The sequence below is a fragment of the Paenibacillus cineris genome (assembly GCF_018333335.1).
Classification (GTDB): domain Bacteria; phylum Bacillota; class Bacilli; order Paenibacillales; family Paenibacillaceae; genus Paenibacillus_AQ; species Paenibacillus_AQ favisporus.
Window position 1 is genome coordinate 27,353 of the sequence record NZ_BORU01000005.1, and the last position, 13,204, is coordinate 40,556.

15 protein-coding genes are annotated in these 13,204 nt (G+C 51.8%); 10 read left to right on the forward strand and 5 right to left on the reverse strand.

What is annotated here, in order from left to right; all coding sequences use genetic code 11:
- The first annotated feature begins 22 nt into the window (after nt 1-22).
- Both KI379_RS29475 and KI379_RS29480 read left to right on the forward strand, forming a co-directional pair.
- Nucleotides 23-988: an ABC transporter permease gene (locus KI379_RS29475; RefSeq protein WP_212985801.1), complete on the forward strand. Its 966-nt coding sequence runs from the start codon at nt 23-25 to the stop codon at nt 986-988.
- 12 nt (nt 989-1,000) lie between these two features.
- Nucleotides 1,001-1,927 carry a carbohydrate ABC transporter permease gene (locus KI379_RS29480; protein ID WP_212985802.1) on the forward strand — a complete coding sequence of 309 codons (927 nt, stop codon included), beginning with the start codon at nt 1,001-1,003 and terminating at the stop codon, nt 1,925-1,927.
- Between the two features lie 133 nt (nt 1,928-2,060).
- Here the strand turns inward: KI379_RS29480 and KI379_RS29485 are convergent, their stop codons facing one another.
- Nucleotides 2,061-2,981: a LysR family transcriptional regulator gene (locus tag KI379_RS29485; protein WP_212985803.1), complete on the reverse strand. Its 921-nt coding sequence runs from the start codon at nt 2,979-2,981 to the stop codon at nt 2,061-2,063.
- Between the two features lie 174 nt (nt 2,982-3,155).
- Between KI379_RS29485 and KI379_RS29490 the strand changes: the two genes are divergently transcribed.
- Both KI379_RS29490 and KI379_RS29495 read left to right on the forward strand, forming a co-directional pair.
- Nucleotides 3,156-3,794 carry an HD domain-containing protein gene (locus KI379_RS29490; RefSeq protein ID WP_089548594.1) on the forward strand — a complete coding sequence of 213 codons (639 nt, stop codon included), beginning with the start codon at nt 3,156-3,158 and terminating at the stop codon, nt 3,792-3,794.
- Nucleotides 3,795-3,950: 156 nt separating this feature from the next.
- Entirely contained in the window at nt 3,951-4,343 is a 393-nt protein-coding gene (locus KI379_RS29495) for a hypothetical protein (RefSeq protein WP_212985804.1), read from the forward strand.
- 47 nt (nt 4,344-4,390) lie between these two features.
- On the opposite strand, the gene KI379_RS29500 is transcribed toward KI379_RS29495, so the two are convergent.
- A complete protein-coding gene (locus KI379_RS29500; protein ID WP_212985805.1) occupies nt 4,391-5,527 on the reverse strand; it encodes a S1C family serine protease in 1,137 nt (378 codons plus the stop codon).
- A gap of 12 nt (nt 5,528-5,539) precedes the next feature.
- Nucleotides 5,540-6,718 carry an FxLYD domain-containing protein gene (locus KI379_RS29505; RefSeq protein ID WP_212985806.1) on the reverse strand — a complete coding sequence of 393 codons (1,179 nt, stop codon included), beginning with the start codon at nt 6,716-6,718 and terminating at the stop codon, nt 5,540-5,542.
- A gap of 404 nt (nt 6,719-7,122) precedes the next feature.
- On the opposite strand from KI379_RS29505, the gene KI379_RS29510 reads away from it, so the two are divergent.
- The 5 genes from KI379_RS29510 (at nt 7,123) to KI379_RS29530 (ending at nt 11,236) form a co-directional block, all read left to right on the forward strand.
- The gene (locus KI379_RS29510) at nt 7,123-7,605 is read left to right on the forward strand and encodes an SRPBCC family protein (protein WP_212985807.1); all 483 of its coding nucleotides are present in this window, start codon (nt 7,123-7,125) and stop codon (nt 7,603-7,605) included.
- 144 nt (nt 7,606-7,749) lie between these two features.
- Nucleotides 7,750-8,547 carry an alpha/beta fold hydrolase gene (locus tag KI379_RS29515; RefSeq protein ID WP_076173524.1) on the forward strand — a complete coding sequence of 266 codons (798 nt, stop codon included), beginning with the start codon at nt 7,750-7,752 and terminating at the stop codon, nt 8,545-8,547.
- A 23-nt stretch (nt 8,548-8,570) separates the two neighbouring features.
- Entirely contained in the window at nt 8,571-9,026 is a 456-nt protein-coding gene (locus KI379_RS29520) for a YdeI/OmpD-associated family protein (protein ID WP_076173525.1), read from the forward strand.
- Between the two features lie 27 nt (nt 9,027-9,053).
- Nucleotides 9,054-9,857, forward strand: a complete 804-nt coding sequence (locus KI379_RS29525) for a class I SAM-dependent methyltransferase (protein ID WP_212985808.1) — start codon at nt 9,054-9,056, stop codon at nt 9,855-9,857.
- Nucleotides 9,858-10,219: 362 nt separating this feature from the next.
- A complete protein-coding gene (locus KI379_RS29530) occupies nt 10,220-11,236 on the forward strand; it encodes a phosphotransferase (RefSeq protein ID WP_212985809.1) in 1,017 nt (338 codons plus the stop codon).
- Nucleotides 11,237-11,396: 160 nt separating this feature from the next.
- On the opposite strand, the gene KI379_RS29535 is transcribed toward KI379_RS29530, so the two are convergent.
- Nucleotides 11,397-12,038: an NADPH-dependent F420 reductase gene (locus KI379_RS29535; RefSeq protein ID WP_076173528.1), complete on the reverse strand. Its 642-nt coding sequence runs from the start codon at nt 12,036-12,038 to the stop codon at nt 11,397-11,399.
- A gap of 129 nt (nt 12,039-12,167) precedes the next feature.
- Between KI379_RS29535 and KI379_RS29540 the strand changes: the two genes are divergently transcribed.
- Complete coding sequence (locus tag KI379_RS29540) at nt 12,168-12,509, forward strand: winged helix-turn-helix transcriptional regulator (protein ID WP_076173529.1); 342 nt, start codon at nt 12,168-12,170, stop codon at nt 12,507-12,509.
- Nucleotides 12,510-12,632: 123 nt separating this feature from the next.
- Here KI379_RS29540 and KI379_RS34190 read toward each other — a convergent pair whose 3' ends face one another.
- Entirely contained in the window at nt 12,633-13,073 is a 441-nt protein-coding gene (locus KI379_RS34190; protein ID WP_244879490.1) for a hypothetical protein, read from the reverse strand.
- Between the last annotated feature and the right edge of the window lie 131 nt (nt 13,074-13,204).

The following is a 13,204-nucleotide window of genomic DNA, read 5'->3' on the forward strand; positions in this document are numbered from 1 at the left end:
ACGTAAAGGACGGTTGATAACGATGAACACCAAAATCGAAAGGACGGCGCTCGCACAGCTGGAGAAGCCCGCGAAACCGAAGGCTGCTTCGCTGTGGCAGCGGGTCATCCGCAACTGGCAGCTCTACGTGCTGCTGCTGCCGCTTTTGCTGCATTTCGCGATATTTCAGTACGCGCCCATGTACGGTCTTCAGATCGCTTTTAAAAATTTTCGCGCCATAGACGGGATTTGGGGGAGCCCCTGGGTGGGGTTCGAGCATTTCGAGCGTTTCTTCCGGTCCTATCAATTCTGGAATACGCTCAAAAATACGCTGCTGATCAATCTGTACGACCTGGTCTTTGCCTTTCCGATCGCGGTCGTGTTCGCGCTCCTGCTGAATCAGGTCGCCCGGCTCCGCTTCAAGAAATGGGTTCAGACCATTACTTACGCTCCGCACTTTATTTCGACCGTCGTTTTGGTCGGCATGCTGTACATTTTCTTGAATCCGCGCACGGGGATGATCAACCATTGGATCGACCTCTTCGGCGGGGAACGGATCAATTTTTTCGGCGAAGCGGCCTGGTTCAAACCGATGTACGTCATCTCGGAGATTTGGCAAACGACGGGCTGGAGCGCGATCATCTATTTGGCCGCCCTGACGTCTGTCGATCCGCAGCTTCATGAAGCTGCGATTATGGACGGGGCCAATAAATTCCAAAGGGTGCGCCATATCGACGTGCCTACGATCATGCCTGTCATTATGATCATGCTCATTCTCAAAATGGGGCACTTTGCTTCCCTGGGCTTCTCGAAAGTGCTGCTGATGCAGAACTCCTTGAATATCGATTCGTCGGAAGTGATTCAAACCTATGTGTACAAGACCGGCTTGGTCGGCGCGCAGTACAGCTACTCGGCGGCGATCGGCCTGTTTGACAACCTCATCAATTTTACCCTGCTGCTGACGATGAACCAGCTCGCCAAAAAATTGAAGCAGCAAAGCTTGTTCTAGGAGGGAGCGCTCATGGCTAAAACGGATGCATTCGACCATACCGCAAGGATTGCCCGTTCCCGTGCCGACAAAGTGTTTGACCTGTGCAACTATACGATACTGTCCGTTATTCTGCTGATTGTCCTGTATCCTTTGTATTTCATCGTCATTTCCTCGTTCAGCGAACCGACAGCCGTCAATTCCGGGAACGTCAGCCTTTGGCCCAAAGGGTTTACGCTGGAAGGCTATCGCATCATCCTCCAGAACCACGACGTATGGAGAGGTTACGCGAATACGTTCCTGTACACGGTGCTGGACGTCGTTTTAAGCTTAGCGATCATGATCCCGGGCGGCTACGCCTTGTCGCGCAAGGAGCTGGACGGGCGGAATGTGTTTATGGTGCTGATCGTCTTTACGATGTTTTTCAGCGGGGGCATGATCCCGACCTATATGGTGGTCAAAAATTTGGGCATGGTCGACACGATCTGGGCGCTGTTTGTGCCCACAGCCGCATCGGCGTATTACGTCATCGTGGTGCGGACGTTTTTCCAAAATACGCTGCCGGAAGAAATGCTGGAATCGGCCAAGGTCGACGGCTGCTCGACCTTCCGCTTCTTCTTCAGCATGGTCATTCCGCTGTCGGCGCCCATCATTGCGGTCATGGCGCTGTTTACCGCGGTCTCCCAGTGGAACTCCTTTTTCAGCGCGCTGATTTATCTGCACGATGCGAATCTGTATCCCCTGCAGTTAATCCTGCGCAGCATCCTGATTTCCAGCCAGATGTCGGCCCACGGAACCGATGCCGTCGTGGACCCGGAAACGATCGTGGAAGCCCAGCGGTACGCGGAACTCATCAAGTATGCTCTCATCATGGTCGCCAGCGTTCCGGTACTGGCACTCTATCCCTTCCTGCAGCGTTTCTTTGTGAAAGGGATGATGATCGGCTCGGTCAAAGGGTAAACCTAACAACGAACTGCCGCGAAGTTGAAGTGCACCTCCAATGGTTAGCCGATGTCGAACCAGTGGGGGTACCGTTCAAATGCGGCAGTTTTCGTGTTGGACGGGAAAAGATTAGCGCGATCACGAGCGGGATCTAGCTCTCCAACACCGCATGGGGGACCGGATTGCCTAACTTGTTATTTTCCACAAATTGCTGAAGAAGGGAAATAAACGCTCGGGCCGCGTGGCTTAAAAATTTATCCTTATTCATGATGATGACGATCTGCCGGTATAAGGTGGGATTGACGATAGGGATTGCGGATATCGCACCGTCACGGTTCAGATCGATCAGTGATTTGGATAAGATGCTGACGCCGGCACCCGATTTAACCAAATTGAAGATGGTGCTGATGGAATTGGTTTCAACGAAGGGGGTCATCTGTTTGCCGGTCATGCGGCAGGTCGCGTCCACTAGCTGGCGGCACTTGTGGTTCCCGGGAAGCAGGATCAACGGCAGCCGGTCCACTTCGGTAAAGCTAATCTCTTTTCGCTGGGCAAGCTCATGGCTGGAGGAGACGGTTAAATAAAACTGTTCGAAGTATAAAGGGATTTTGTCCAGCCGGTCATCGTCGACGGGCAGAATGGTCACGGCCGCATCGAGTTCATTATTCAGTACCTTCTCCGTAACGTTTCCGGATTCAACGATTTTGACCGTAACGTTCGGATATTTCTGGTTGAAATCAACCAGAAGCGAGGACACCAAATGATTTAACTCCCCGGGGGGAGAGCCGATGGCGAGCGTTCCACGATCTCCGCTTTGCAGCTCGTTCATTTGGTCCTTTGCACTTTGGAGTGCGTTGAAAATGACAGCCGTATGCGACTTCAGGATCTTCCCCGCCTCGGTCAACGCGATTTTCTTCCCGATTCGGTCAAAAAGAGGGGTGCCGATTTCGTCTTCAAGCGACTTGATCTGATGGCTCAGCGTAGGCTGGGTCACATTTAATTTATCTGCGGCCCGCGTAAAGTGAAGCTCCTCGCAAATCGCTTGGAAATATTCCAATTGCCGTATCTCCATGATTCGTTTCCTCCCGAGTTGTAGGATGGCATGATGAGTGTATGAATGCTATGAGTGTCCAAATGATGTGGTTTATCTATTATTATTATAGAAATCATAACATTGATCTATCGTATACTGCATTTTACAATGAGGGCATCAACAACACAATCCTTTTTTGCGAGGTGTATGACAATGTCCTTATCCATCGGTCATGTAAAAATCCCGGACAGCGCATTAGCCAGACAGGCTGCCGAGCTGCTTCGGGATCATGGGGATGATTTGCTGTGGAATCATTCTCATCGGGTATATCTGTTTGGTGCCGTACAGGGGGAGCAGGCTGGAATAACGTATGATGCCGAGCTGCTGTATATTAGTGCTTTGTTCCATGATTTGGGATTAACCAATCACTTCAGCAGTCCTGACAAGCGGTTTGAGGTTGACGGAGCCAATGCGGCAAGAAAGTTTTTGGAATCGCATCAGGTTCCGGAAGAGTCGATCCGGCGCGTCTGGGATGCCGTCGCCCTGCACACGACGATCGGCATTGCGCAGTATAAGGAGCCGGAAGTTGCGCTGATTTATTCAGGTGTCGGTTATGATGTCATGGGAGAAAATTTTGATGTGATTACGCCGGAGATTCGTGAGCAAATCGTAACGGCGTTCCCGCGGAACCAGTTTAAAAGCAAGATTCTGAACGCTTTTCTGGAAGGCTTCAAGCACAAGCCGGAAACGACATTCGGCAACATCAAATCGGATGTATGCGAGCGGCTGCTGCCAGGATACAAACGTCCGAACTTCTGTGATTTGGTTCTTCACTCGCATTGGGACGAGTAAGTGGACACATTGCCTTTCCGAAAATAAACCGATGCCCTGCGGCGTCGGTTTTTCATGCATTAGCCTTTTTCAGTTTAATTGAAGGTTTACGCCAACTACTCCGATTTTACCGCGTTCTATGTATATACTTCATTAGAATGGCGGGGAGGGATTTCAATGAAGAAGGTGCTCATTGGCTTATGGGTCATTACTCTTGCGATGTTATCCGGATGTCTAAGTCATCCTTCCGTGATTCAATTTACTGGCGAAAGTAAAACCTGGTCTGCAAGCTATACAATTACCAAAATGAATCGAGAAGATCATATGGAGCGGTTCCAAATCCGGTACAAAGGGAAAGACCCGGCTAACGTGGGGAGAGTGAAATATAAATTCACCGGCACAACGATGGGTGGGAGCGGGGAACAAAAATTGTCAGGGAACAGGGACATCGTTAGCGGATCCGGAGGCAACGGCGCTATTCCGCTGGAGGACTCAACCATTCAGGTTACCGTCGAGTGGAAAGGCCACAAGGAAGAGATGGAGCTTTCGACCGGCGCTTCCCGTAAATAATGAGCCCCTATCCACAAGGGACAGGAGCAGTTCCAGGGCGGAGAAACTTAAAGCTTCTCCCCTTTGCCGTGCAATATTTTCAATTCTCCGTTCTCATATCCGACCGAATAGCTCATCCGGTAACCTTGATAGACGGTGCCGCTCTTACGCCGCTCCTCAGCCGTAATATCCACGCTGACCAATGCGCCGTCGTCCTGCTCTTCAAGCGTCAAGGAGCCTAGCGTTATATCACCGGTATTCAAATATCCCGCCCGGAAATCCTCGTAACTGATCCCGCTCTGCCATTCGCTGCCGAGCAGGGAATACGCCGTGACGTAATCGCCGTTATTCAGGCTTTGATAGAAGAAAGCGACAATGTCCCGCTCGTCCGCGACCGTTCCGTCGCTGTCCGTACCGTACTCATCTCCGCCGTCCCCAGCCGGAAGCTCGGCCATCGGGGTCTTGGACCATTCCCTGGCCTGCTGAAGAATGCTGGAGATCGGAATGCTGAACCCGATTCCCGGTCCCTCGGACACAGCCGCCGAGTTGATACCCAGCACTTCACCCGTTTCTGCATTGACCAGCGGTCCGCCGCTGTTGCCGTGGGTAATCGGCGCAGAGATTTGGTACAGATTGCTGTAGGTGTACGGATCAATATCGAAGCTGCGGCCGAGTCCGCTGATAATCCCCGTCGTTACCGTATTTTCCAGACCCAAAGGGCTGCCGAGCGCGAGGATTTCGTCCCCGACCTCCGCCTTGTAGCCTTCGGCTACGGGAAACGGGGCGAGTTTCTTAAGCTCAGGCACGCGAACGACCGCAACATCCGTATCGGCTCCGATCCCGATGACGGTTCCTTTATATTCTTCGTGATTCAGCGTCCGCACCGTTACCTGCTGTGACCCGGTTACGACATGGGCGTTGGTTAACAGGTCACCTTGATCGTTATATAGAAATCCGGAGCCGAGTCCGTCTCCGCTTTCGATCGTGACGACCCGTATCTGGCTGTCCTCGATAATCTCCTTGCGCGTCTTTTTTTCTTTCGTCACGGCCGCTGCAGTGGCTGCATTGGCTGCCGTTTGCACCGCGAGCAGCGGCGCCCCGCCAAGCTCGTTCTCGGCCGTCCTGTGAATGAAATACGTCCCGCCGCCTCCCAAGCCGAGGATGATCAGGGAGGCCAGTGCGCTGATCCAAATGCCTTTACTCATATTCCCTGCCCCCTATTCCAAATACCAGGATGCGTTATCAACCGAGACTTCCGCTTGTTCGTAGACCCCATAGTAAGATGTCGAGAAGCTCCCTGATTCCCCTGGTTCCAGTCTGAACGGGGAAACGTTGGCATAAGCATCGCCTATGTAGGCACCGGAGAAGCTGCTGTAAATATGGAGGTAAACGCTGACCGAATAGATCGGGCGGGTCGCGGTATTCGTGACCGTCCCGGAAATGGTCAGATCGCCGTAATCGTCCAGCACGGCCGTAACGCCGGATACATCAACGGCCGCGGTCCGGTTGTTCAATTCTTCTTCAGCTGCCTTCTGCTGGGCCAGCTGAATACGCTTCGCTTCAGCCTCCTCAAACTCCCGCTTCGCTTCCGAAATCTGCTTCCGGTACGACGTCAGCTTCGGATTGTCCGCAGCGTAGGACAGCCCGTTGTCCACCGCTTCCAGCGCTCCGGCAAAATCCTTTTTCCGCAGCTTCTCTTCGGCTGACGAATAACTGATTCCGGCGATTTTGTTAATAATCTGCGCTTTGACGGCCGCCGCTTCCTGACCGCTGAGGCCGCGGACCGTATCAAGCTTGTCGGCCAGCGCATCGACTGTGGTCAGCTTGTCCAGCTGGCCTTTGATGCGAAGCACCGTCAGCATGACCTGATCCGCCGCCAGCGATTTCTGAAGCGGCGCGAACAGCGGCTCCTGCCGCTTGCCGATCATTTCCGCGATTTGCTTCAGCGCTTTTTCCCCTTCATCCAGCTTCTTGGCCTTAAGCTGTGCCGAAGCGCCGTCGAGTTGATTCTTGAGCTGAGCGGCCTTGGCCGCAAGCTCCCGGTCCCGGGTCAGTGCGGCGAAGCGCGGCCGTTGTTCTTCGGCCCGTTCCAGCAGCTGGACCGCCTCCGAATACCTTCCGGCCAACGCCTCTTTCTTGGCTTGCTGCTGAAGCGCCATCACTTCCTGGTTCACGGACTGCTCATACTTGTAATAGAGTGTAAGACCCAGGGCAACCACTCCGGCAAGCAGAAAAGGGATGATCCACTGGAATACCCGGCCGCTTCCCCCCTTGGTGACGGCCGCCTGTGCCGGGCGCTGATCATCTCCCGGCTTGCCTGCCGCAGCTTGAGGCAGCCGGATGGCCTCAGTGCCCGCGGCCACCTCAAGAACGGCCTGCCGTACTTCTTTCGTCAATAATCTTGCTCCGCACTTTCCGCATATTTTCTGTTCCGGAGCACACTTTGCCCCGCACTGATGACAATACACCCTGCTCCCCCCAGCGTTCTTGTATCGATCCGGCTGCGGTAATTGAAAGCCGGTTCCATCAAAATATCTAGGTCTTCAGCAAACCTTATGGTTCCATAGACCTAGATTACTAGTTTTTACTATACCATAATATGGATTGATGCGAGAAGAGGATTTTAATAGCTTGGAGTCAGCCCATCTTTTAACGGCTGCCGGGTGTCCGATTGCTTTTTTAGCTGGACGGGATAAAAGCAATTCGCAAGAAATAACAACCTGATAGTTGTGCTACGATGACGTTAGCAAAACATGTGGGCTGATAGATCCTTTTTTGTGAAATTGGAGGTTGGATACCCATGACCAATCATTCGAGTAACAAGCGAATCGACACTGCCTCGAGGACGATCCAAGCATCGCCGCAAACGATTTATAATGCGTTCGTGGACCCTGAGGCTTTAGTAATGTGGCTTCCTCCGGAGGGGATGAAGGGCCGGATTTTCGAGTTCAACCCCGTGGCGGGTGGAACTTACCGGATGTCGCTGACTTATTTAGAGAACGACGGCACAACGCAAGGGAAGACCTCTGAGGATACAGACGTCGTCCAAGGAACGTTCCTGGAGCTCGTCCCGGACGAGCGTATTGTACAGGCTGTTGTATTCGAGTCTGATGATCCTCATTTTGCCGGAGAGATGATCATGACATGGACTTTAGCAGCCGACCCGAAAGGCACGGTGGTTACGATCGTATGCGAGAACGTGCCGGCAGGGATCCGGAAAGAAGATCACGACGTCGGTTTAAGGTCCACTTTGGAGAACCTGGCATTATATACGGAACAATAGTTCGTTTCGTTGAACGAGTCAAAATCGGTTTGTTAAAAAATCTATAGAAAAAAATCCATAAAAGATCGTGTATTTGTCGATTATGGTGAGCCGCGTTCGTTGTATTGGTAGAGGACAAAAAACGAAGCAAGGAGGCTTTGCCTTATGAGAACGGTCACTTCGAAAGACGGCACGAGCATTGCTTACGACAAGGTTGGAAGCGGCCCGCCGCTCCTGCTGGTCGATGGTGCGCTGTGCAGCCGGGGGAATGGCCCGAGCAGTGCCTTGGCAGCTGCATTGCAGCAGGATTTTACCGTGTATACCTATGACCGTAGAGGGCGCGGTGAAAGTGGAGATCATGCTATTTATGGAGTGGATCGCGAGATTGAGGACCTTTCTGCTGTGATTGAAGAAGCAGGAGAGGATGTATTTGTATACGGCGTATCCTCGGGGGCAGCGCTTGCCCTTGAAGCGGCAAATCAGCTTTCGTCGATAAAAAAACTGGCGTTATACGAAGCGCCTTTTGTTACGGACGGTAGCCGTGAAGCTGTGCCGGATGAGTACGCTGCACAAATGGATGAACTGATTAGAGCCAATCGCCGGGGTGCAGCAGTCAAGCTGTTTATGAGAAAAGGAGTCGGACTGCCGGCCCCGGTCGTGGCCATGATGCCGATGATGCCTGCCTGGTCCAAGCTTAAGTCGGTCGCCCATACGCTTCCTTATGACACCATACTGACGATCGGGCAGCAGAAAGGGAGTAAGGAGACGTTGAAAAAATGGTCGAGCGTCTCTGTCCCCACGCTTGTTGCCGTTGGCGGCAAGAGCCCGGAATGGATGCGAAATTCCATGAAGGAGCTTGCACAGGTTTTGCCGAATGCAACCCATCAAGTGCTTCCCGGTCAAACGCATATCGTGAAACCGGCCGCATTGGTACCTGTATTGGTCGACTACTTGAAGGGGTAAAAAAATATTGAGGAGGTTGCGATATGGTAACATTTACTGCCGACCTGCAGCTGCACGGAAAGACCGCAACAGGAATTGAGGTGCCGGAGGAAGTAATCAGAAGCTTAGGCTCTGGAAAAAAGCCTGCGGTTCGTGTTACGATCCGGGGGTACGCGTACCGGACTACGATTGGAGTAATGGGCGGACGATTTTTGATTCCGGTCAGCACGGAGCATCGGAAGAAAGCAAAGGTTGCCGCCGGCGACAAACTGGAGGTTCAGTTGGAGCTGGATACGGAACCGCGTGAACTAGCCGTGCCGGATGATTTCTTGTCCGCATTGTCGCATAACGGGGTGGCGAAGGCCGCTTTTGAGAGCATGTCTTATAGTAATCGACGGCGCCTTGTTCTGAGCATTCAGGATGCCAAGACACCGGAAACCAGACAGCGGCGAATAGAGAAAGCTTTGAACGAGCTCAATGATTTCGAAAGTAAAAAGTGACAGAAGCAGCGTATTAAGGAGGCAATCATGCACGCTAGACATGATTATAAAACATTGCGTCAAACCTTTGAGCAGGCGGCAGACCTGTACCAGCAGGCGCGGCCGGAATACCCAGATGCACTGCTGAACGATCTGGTCCGTGCGGCTAATTTGCATCCGGGGGATCGTCTGCTGGAAATCGGTTGTGCGACAGGAAAGGCAACCCTCCCGTTAGCCAAACGTGGATTCAACATGACATGCGTGGAGCTTGGAACGGATCTTGCGGAAGCAGCCCGCCGCAACCTCACCGGAATGGATGCCGAAATTATAACGGGGGGCTTCGAGGAGTGGCAGCCCGAGGACTGGAAAAGATTCGATTTGGTATTTGCCGCCACCGCGTGGAACTGGATTGATCCGAAGGTTCGGTATTCCAAGGCATGGCAGGTCCTGCGTCCCGGCGGACATTTGGCTTTTTGGAACGCTACTCACGTTTTTCCGGACGACGGGGATCCGTTCTTCCGTGAAATCCAAGACGTATACGATGAATTGGGCGAGGGCAAACCGAAAGACACCGACTGGCCAAGGCCGGGGGAACTGCAGGAGCAGCGGGAAGAGATCGGGCAAAGCGGCCTGTTTGAGGTCGTTCATGTTCGGCATTTCGACTGGGAACGCATCTATCATGCGGAAGAATACATTAACCTTCTAAAAACGTTCTCCGACCACATTCTTATGGAGGAACGGAAGCGTGAGAAGCTCTTCAGCGAAATCCGGGTTCGCCTGAACAGCCGTCCGGACTCGTCGGTCCGCCGCCATTGGGGCGCTGTTCTTCATGTCGCCCGGCGTTTAGACTGAACGGGAAGATAAATTTAACAAGCGGAATAATTTAAATGACAAAGCTCCGATCGGATACTGGGTTCAACAGGCCAATCGGAGCTTATTGTTTTTTTATTATGATTTATCCGGGTCACAGCTGTTTGATTTAAATCCGGATTCGCAAGGATCAGGTTTGAACTCCCCGAAAGCGGGACAGTTTAGTTTGGTTATAGCCATTCCATACCTGAAGCTTATGGTAAAATTCAAGTATGAATGCGAGCCGACGGAGGGAGCCCATGTGGAATTACAGGAAATTAAGTTTTGAGGACGCTGAACTCATTAACGGGATGAACCCATCTGTTTTATAGTTTCCGAATACCCCCAAAAGGAGCTGTGCAAGCATGCATGAGAAATCGAGTATCTCCGAATTTCATAAATTGTGCCATGCGTTGAAGTTAGGCGAATTGCAATCGGACCCTGTACCGGTTACCGGTGGGCTGCTTCACAAAATGTACGCGTTGGAAACTGCGACAGGCAAATATGCCGTAAAGGCATTAAATCCGCAGATTATGACCAGACCAACTGCAGTGAACAACTACATCTTGTCTGAGCGGATTGCGAATTACGCGGCAAAATTCATTCCTGCGCTTCCCGCAAAGAAGTTTGACGGGGAGTCGCTGCAGCGATTAGAGGACAGGTATTATCTTGTTTTTGATTGGACCAGCGAAAACAGCCTGAAGCATGGTGAAATAGACACGACTCATTGCGAAAAAATGGGTGACATTCTAGCAAAGCTGCATCGGATCGACTTTTCTGCTCTAGGCATCGAAACTCCGCGATTCTCCAATTCTGCTCTAACGGATTGGAGCTTCTATTTGGAGAAAGGACAAGAAAACCATGCCGAGTGGACCGGTCAGCTGCTCGAAAGCATGGAACATTTACATCGGTGGAATGAAGCCGCCATCGAATCGGTGAACGGGCTTTCTTCTGAATGGGTGATTACGCATGGGGACTTGGACCCGAAAAACGTACTGTGGTCAGGTCATGAACCGATACTGATTGACTGGGAATCCGCCGGTTATAAAAATTCGTCGCTGGACTTACTGGAAACTGCGGTTTATTGGTCCGAAAGTGAGAAGGGTGAGATACAGAAGGAGAAGTTTTCAGCTTTTATACAAGGATATAAAACAGCTCAGGGGCGCATTTCATCCGATTGGAGGCTGATTCTGGCTGGTGGGTTATTGTCCAAACTGGAATGGCTGGAATATAGTCTGAAACGGTCTTTGTGGATCGAATGTACGGATGAAGAAGAACAGAAGACCGGAACAGAGCAGGTCTCCATAACCCTGGGTGCTATTAAGCATTATGCAGAATCCATCCCCAAGATGGAAGAATGGCTTGAATTGCAGAAGATATAGAGAAGCACAGGATATATTGATGCTGACTGGACAGCGGCTCGAGTTCGTTCCAATGCGCGTGCTGTCCAGTATTGGAGTCAAGTGATAAACGACATATCCTGTTGTTTTACCTGGATGCTCCGAACTTTCCACCATGTTTCCGAACGGATCGATGACGGATTTATCCACGTGTTAACAAGGCAAAAGCCGCACTCGGTGATGGCAGCTGCATTTCGCTGATGACGCAGGCAAGCATGATGGATTCCTGAAGGCGGCTTCGGCTGATATCCCCCAGATCAATAATCGTTGACCAGCCGAGGTCTTTCAACAGAGTCCTGACTTGCTCCTTGGACTCCAAGTTGTTGCCGGATATAAACATGACCGGTGAGCCTTCGCTAAAATGCGGGTGAACCATGATTTGATCGCTGACGATATTTAGTGTTTTAACGATAGAACTGTCAGGCAGCAGCTGTTGGACGATTTCCCCTGCAGATGTTTCGTTATGGAGCAAACGCGGCCCGCCGTCAAAGGATACGGCATTGCTGACGTCGATGACGGTTTTATTTTTTAAACAGGCAGGGTCGATGGATTCCAGCACGTCTTTCAAACCATTCCAGGGAAGCGCCAGAATCATCGTCTCTCCAAACCGGGCGGCTTCGTCAAAAGTGACCATTCCGACCGAACTACCGCTCTCTTTTTTCCAAGATGCGTGTTTCGGATGATCAGGTTCCCGGCTGCTCACGACAACGCGATGGCCCGACACCGCTAAACCTTTAGCTAACGCTTTACCTACATTTCCGGATCCCAAAATCCCGATTTTCATGTTCGCTTCCCCCCTCACGAGCCATTATAGAACTGGGTCCATGCCGGGAACAATAAGGAACTTTTTTGTATCCAGGCATGCGCACGCAGCTTGGTGTATAATGTTGGAAAAAAATAGGGAGGGAGTCCAATGCCTGTGCAGCTGAATGAGTGTCCGGTCGAGGTGGTCATATCCAGTCTAAGCGGGAGATGGAAGATACCGATATACCGGTATTTGTACAAAAACGACCAGCCCGTGCGTTACAGCGCATTGCAGCGCCATTTACCGTCCATCTCCAAGAAGGTACTGACGGAACAGCTCCGTGAGCTGGAGCGTGACAGCATTATTGAACGGAAATCATACCCGGAGCCCCGGCCCAGAGTGGAATATGCGCTGACTTCGGCGGGACGGTCTATGATTGAATTTCTGGATCAGATCAGCGAGTGGGGCGTGAAGCACATTCTATCAAAACAAGAAACTCAGCAAAGCTGATTTGGATCTTGATTGAAAACCGATGATCAAATATGCAACAAACGCCAAGAAATCGCTATGCTAGTAGCAAAGCGATTTCTTGCGCATATATTACTAATAATCTTGGAGCCGCCGCTAGGTTGTTTAGGCCGACGCCAATTTTTCAATGACGATCGAAGCGCTAGTCGTAGGCGTTCCGCCGCCTATGCTACCCTGAAGTGTTTGGGTACCCATATTATCGGTTCGGTTCAGAGTCAAGATGCCTCCCGCGGTTAATCGTGCTACGACTTGACCTTGATAAGGGTTATTGCCCGCACCGGAGCCATAATTACTGCAAGGAACCAGCGTGGCAGGCAGCGGTCCGGCGGCATCCGGATCGAAGAACAGGCCGAATGCGCTGTTTCCGGCAGTCGGGAATACTTCCCAGCTGATGTTATAGAAACCGGTTTCCAGGATATTGACGGTGGAAGGGCTGGTAAAAGAAGTGGCCGTTCCGTTAATGACGGAGTTATTAAAAGTGACGGCGCCGCCTTGGCCACCGGGAGTAGGGGCTGCGGCTACGGTTTGATCGACCGTGCTGCACAAGAATGCAAACGATGCGATGCCCCCGGCTGGACCGGCAGGACCTTGAGGACCGGCAGGGCCTTGTGCTCCTGCAGGACCTTGAGGACCGGTAGCACCCTGTAGTCCTGGAATGCCTTGTGCTCCAGGAAGAC